Below are 5,077 nucleotides of genomic sequence, written 5' to 3' on the forward strand. Positions count from 1 at the left end.
TAGATTTAAGGTGAGTATTCCATGCTTTTGAGTATAGTTTACATTATTGGTATTACAGCAGAGGCAATGACGGGGGCACTAAGCGCGGGACGACAGAATATGGATTGGTTTGGGGTTATGCTTATCGCGAGTGTAACAGCGATAGGTGGTGGTAGTGTAAGAGATATCCTACTTGGTAACTACCCTTTAACTTGGGTAGAACATCCTAAATATTTATTAATTGTCTGTGTGGCCGGCCTTATAACGACTTGGTTGGCTAAATGGGTTGTTAAATTTAATGGCATTTTCATACGTTTGGATGCTTTAGGGCTGGCGGCCTTTAGTATCATTGGTTGTCAAGTAGGGCTTAACATGGGACTCCATTACGGTGTTTGTATAGTTGCGGCCATTGCAACAGGCGTCTTTGGCGGATTGCTGCGTGATTTAATATGTCGCCAAACCCCATTGGTTTTACATCATGAGTTATACGCTTCAGTTTCTTTAATCATTGCTTGTTTATATTTGATACTTCAGCATTTTGCTATTAGTAGTAATGTCAGCGTCATTATTAGTTTAGTTACTGGTTACTTAATCCGTATGGTAGCAGTTAGAGCAAAGTGGCGATTACCCGTATTTCGTTTGTTAGAGAATGCGAAATAAAATAGTGATCCTACCGTTGTAATGATGTCTACGAGCGAGCTGTGTTATTTCAGAGAGCCTTCAAGGCTCTCTATTTTTCTACCATCATACTGACTCTTTTTTTGAGTGGTTAACGCCAAAAATATGCTGATCTAGCTAATTTTTAGCATATTTACAAGCTTCATTAAGGCTTAGTAAGTATGGTATACCCCAGCGGAACCAGCTATTTCACCCCAAAAACCTATTAACAGACTACTCAAAACAGACTGTCATTGTGGAACCACTTAAAACAGGCTAATCAAACACCTCTGAATGGCTACCCAGCCTAACAAAATCTACCGTATCGCTCTGAACACGGTAGATAAGCACCAAATCAGGCTTAATATGGCAATCCCTAAACCCTTTATGATTGCCGGTCAACGCATGGTCTTTGTATTTAGCCGGTAGCGGTATATCGTTCGTCAAACAATTAAGCACCTCGCCCCATGCAGGAGTGAGCAAGCTTAGATAATTCTTTTTGGCATCTCTCTTAAACTGACTGGATACTTCAATGGATCTCATCAGCCTCGCCTTCTAGCTCATCCATCAAATCACCAAAGCTATCGTACTTAGTGCCTTTACCGCTCGCGACCTCTGCAATAGCAGCAAGTGTTTGCGCGTTGAGCTTAGGTTGTTGATAGTCAAAAGACAGAGGAATCGCATTAGTATCGGCTACTTGGTTCAAGAACAGTCTTATGGCTTGTGAAGGTGTTAGTCCATAGCTTTCTAGAACAGAAAAAGACCTATCTTTCAGATCCTGGTCAAGCCGTATATTATAATTAGTTGTAGTCATAGCAATCACCTTTCGCTTATATTCGTACCCCCAATATAAGCGAAAGGTGATTAAACCTCAATAACTTTAGCGTTCTATCTTCTCGCTAATCTAAGGGGTAATAGTCTGCTCATTTAATCCAGCAAGAAAATCATCAACCGTTTTCTCAATGCTTTTTTGCATGACATACAGATCAGAAGTGGAGTACTTCCCCAGCTGATTTCTTTCACCCATGACTTCAAACAGCTTGCTTCTGACCACTTCTTCGTGCGTTTTATCGTCAATCAATAGCAAATTAAGCTTCACGACAGCTCTATTGTAGGCTTCTTGAGTGGCTTCAAGTTGAAGGCTTTTACTACTGGCTACTGATACACCGATCATGCTCATAAATAACTCCGCTACTAGAATCATCTGTAGCGACAGATGATTTTTTTAGGTTAATAAGTTGTTTGTACCAAGCTATGATTATGCCAGTGAAAAATGAGAAGTAACGCTCTTATAACCCCTTTTTTGTAGCAGATTTTACGACAGATAAAAAATCCGTTATTTCTCACCTAATTTAATGACTACACCATACGCACCCTAAAGGGACTGCCAAATAGCTGATATTGTTAGGTTTATTGAAATCGAAGTGTTTGCAAAGTGCAAACAAAATCGTTCTTAGTTATTGATTTATAAAGAAAAAAGGTGTTTACAATCTGTAAACAGCCTAGCCTCTAAAAAGCGAAAAACAGCCCTTTTTTACCGCCTTTTGCGCCAAAAATCACGCTTTCCTAACAGGTGAAATTATGGTGTAGTAAGTACACTTTGATGAAATGACACCCAATTATAGGAAAAAAGTGGCGATGAACTACGCAATTTTGAAGACGGCAAAATTAAAGACGATGGGCAACATCGGTGGCAGTCTTGCACACAGCTACCGAACGATAGAAACGCCCAATGCTAACCCCAACCTCACCCCTAAAAATCATCATAGCGTTGCGACCCCTGAAGCCGTCAAACAGGCAATAAAAGATCGACTTCCTGAAAAAAGACGCGCTGATGCGGTGCTATGTATTGAGTATTTGATCACCGCCAGTCCTGAATGGGAAGGTTGGGGAAAAAGCCAAGAAGCTGAATTTTTTAAGCGATCTGCTCAGTGGCTCATGGATAAACACGGAGAAGGAAATATTGCAGGTATGAGTATTCATCGGGACATAAGTACACCGCAGCTGGTCGCTTATGTCGTTCCTATTGACCAAAAAGGGAAGCTCAACTGTAAGGGTTTTCTAGGCGGCAGGGTTAAGTTAAATCAGATGCAAACCGATTTTGCCAACACGGTCGCTGATTTAGGGCTAACGAGGGGCAAGGAAGGCTCTAAAGCCAAACATACCAGCATCAAAGCGTATTACCACGACATCAATCACGCGCGAGATTTTAGTATTACGACCGTAGCGCCTAAGCCTGAAATGTTTGAAAGCAAGGCTAGATATGGGGAAAAGGTCACAATAGCCGTTATTGAGCAAGTAGAACCCACTGTGAAGGCAGCAAACAGCATCCTGATGGACTACGAGAAGGCTAGATTGGATAAAAACGTTGCGGAAGCGAGCTATGACACCCTTAAAAAACGTGTTGAGCCTTACCTAGTGGCAATTCAAGGTTTAAATCAAGAGGAAATCGCTAGATTGAATGAAGCAATGCAGCTAGAAAGCCGTAAAATCGCCACAGAGAGAGTTAAATATGAAAGGGCTAGGTATCTATCAAAATAGAGAATGAAGGCTGTTAAATCTAATTACGTAGGCATATAGAGTGGTTTCTATACCTCATTACTAAGGTTAAAGAAAAATAAAATCAATAGAATGCTAAAAAATTTATAAATTTTAAAAAACCTACTGCTTTGGATGAAGTCAAAAATAAACTGATAAATAATTTTGAAAGTGTTGATCGATTATCTGATCCAAAAGAGAACAAAAAAGCCTCTGATATTTCGAGGTAACTAGGGCTTTTTTCTTTTATCTTTTCAGTTAGTAAAAAAAATAAGAAAATGCTTTTAATGCTTTTAATGCTTTTAATAGCTTTTAAGCTCGCTGTAGCCCTTACTGTTACTGACTTTCGGACCCCATTAAAGGACGTTTAGTTACCCATTAAAGGACGTTTAGTTACCCATTAAAGGACGTTTAGTTACCCATTAAAGGACGTTTAGTTACCATTAAAGGACTATTTATAATTTGACCTTTAGATGACTTAATGTAATATGTCATTAAACACTTATGGATAAGATGGTTATGCACACTAAAAAAAACCTAGTCGTAAAAACTAATCAACTGAATCAGGCATTACAAACTTTATCATTGGCTGAAGTGCGAATTATTCAACTAGCCATAGTTGATGCTAGAGAAACAGCCACAGGATTAAGTACAGACAAGCCGTTACGAATTGATGCCACTCGTTATGCAGAGGTATTTGAAACTACACGGCAAAATGGCTATAAACGCATGAAAGAAGCTGAAGAAACCCTATTTAATAGACGTTTTACCTACCTTGATGATAATGGTAAGCCGATTAAAAGCCGTTGGTTGCAGCAGGTACAATATCATGATGGTGAGGGCGCAATAGAAATAGTATTTACTCTTGCTGTTGTAGAAGGTATCAGCCGTATCAATGGCTTAGAACAGTTTTTTACCTCGTATTTGCTAGAGCAAACGACACAGTTTGATAGTGTTTATTCAGTACGCCTTTATGAGTTATTGACGCAATGGCGCACAGCTAAAAAAACACCATGTTTTGAGATAGGGGTTTTTAGAGACCAGATGGGGCTAGGAATCAATGAATACAAAGCGATGTGTGATTTTAAGAAACGTGTTTTAGACCTTGCTACAGATGAGATTAACAAAAAATCGGATCTTAAAGTCAAATATGAGAACGTAAAAAAGGGACGCAAAATTATAGGTTTTACTTTCACTGTTCATGAAAAGCCAAAAGCTAAGACTGATGTAGTTAGTAAGGAGCGCGACGCCAGTACAGCAGATATGTTCACGGTTGATGGACTGAATGATAAGCAGCTAGGGCGTATTGCTCGTAACCCTGCTTTTATGGCGGAATACAATCATTTAGTAAGTCCTACCAGCCTAGCTGGACAGTCACAACAAGGATGGGAATTTGAAATGATTAACCGCCTTAAAAAAGACCCTACACAGTTTAATAAACGTCCTATCAAAGAATATCTTGAATACTAGGTCTGATGAGTGTGTTAGATGGGTTCGGTTCCCTAGTGAGGACTTGAACACTAAGCTGTGGGCTAATGGTATCAACGTTTTAACTCGCTGAGATGAGGGTGTCCTAGTTTCTGTGTAACTGACATTTAGCTTGCATTACTACTTACACAAAATTTAGGAAGGCCTCTCGCTTTATTATTCGTACATTCCTGCCCGACTCTGATACTGAAACCAAATAATGACAATAACGTTGCATTTTTTTGTTTTCCTGTTACTAGAATAGATTGATACTCGATGTTTTCAAAACGATTCAAATTATCATTCGTAATACACCAGCTTTATCTCTACAATCCCCCTTTATTTACACTATCAGATAGATTTAAGGTGAGTATTCCATGCTTTTGAGTATAGTTTACATTATTGGTATTACAGCAGAGGCAATGACGGGGGCACT

The 5,077-nt window shown here is 39.3% G+C and carries 6 protein-coding genes; 3 read left to right on the forward strand and 3 right to left on the reverse strand.

Annotation, left to right across the window (positions count from 1 at the left end; translation table 11 throughout):
* Positions 1-21: 21 nt before the first annotated feature.
* Positions 22-639, forward strand: coding sequence for a trimeric intracellular cation channel family protein (locus J3491_RS11770; RefSeq protein WP_207970344.1), 618 nt, complete (start codon positions 22-24; stop codon positions 637-639).
* 273 nt (positions 640-912) lie between these two features.
* Here J3491_RS11770 and J3491_RS11775 read toward each other — a convergent pair whose 3' ends face one another.
* The 3 genes from J3491_RS11775 to J3491_RS11785 form a co-directional block, all read right to left on the reverse strand.
* On the reverse strand, positions 913-1,179 hold the full coding sequence (locus tag J3491_RS11775) for a type II toxin-antitoxin system RelE/ParE family toxin (protein ID WP_015060936.1): 267 nt from the start codon (positions 1,177-1,179) through the stop codon (positions 913-915).
* Positions 1,166-1,450, reverse strand: a complete 285-nt coding sequence (locus tag J3491_RS11780; protein WP_102092462.1) for a type II toxin-antitoxin system RelB/DinJ family antitoxin — start codon at positions 1,448-1,450, stop codon at positions 1,166-1,168. The genes J3491_RS11775 and J3491_RS11780 overlap by 14 nt, the downstream gene beginning before the upstream one ends.
* 90 nt (positions 1,451-1,540) lie before the next feature.
* Positions 1,541-1,816 (reverse strand): hypothetical protein, encoded by a 276-nt coding sequence (locus J3491_RS11785; protein WP_207970345.1) that lies wholly within the window; start codon positions 1,814-1,816, stop codon positions 1,541-1,543.
* Positions 1,817-2,274: 458 nt separating this feature from the next.
* On the opposite strand from J3491_RS11785, the gene mobV reads away from it, so the two are divergent.
* Together mobV and repM are read left to right on the forward strand one after the other, a co-directional pair.
* Complete coding sequence (gene mobV / locus J3491_RS11790) at positions 2,275-3,177, forward strand: MobV family relaxase (protein ID WP_243456387.1); 903 nt, start codon at positions 2,275-2,277, stop codon at positions 3,175-3,177.
* 516 nt (positions 3,178-3,693) lie between these two features.
* Positions 3,694-4,644, forward strand: coding sequence for a replication initiation protein RepM (repM, locus tag J3491_RS11795; RefSeq protein WP_084212265.1), 951 nt, complete (start codon positions 3,694-3,696; stop codon positions 4,642-4,644).
* Positions 4,645-5,077 lie beyond the last annotated feature (433 nt).

Source organism: Psychrobacter halodurans (genome assembly GCF_017498075.1).
Taxonomy (GTDB): Bacteria; Pseudomonadota; Gammaproteobacteria; order Pseudomonadales; family Moraxellaceae; genus Psychrobacter; species Psychrobacter celer.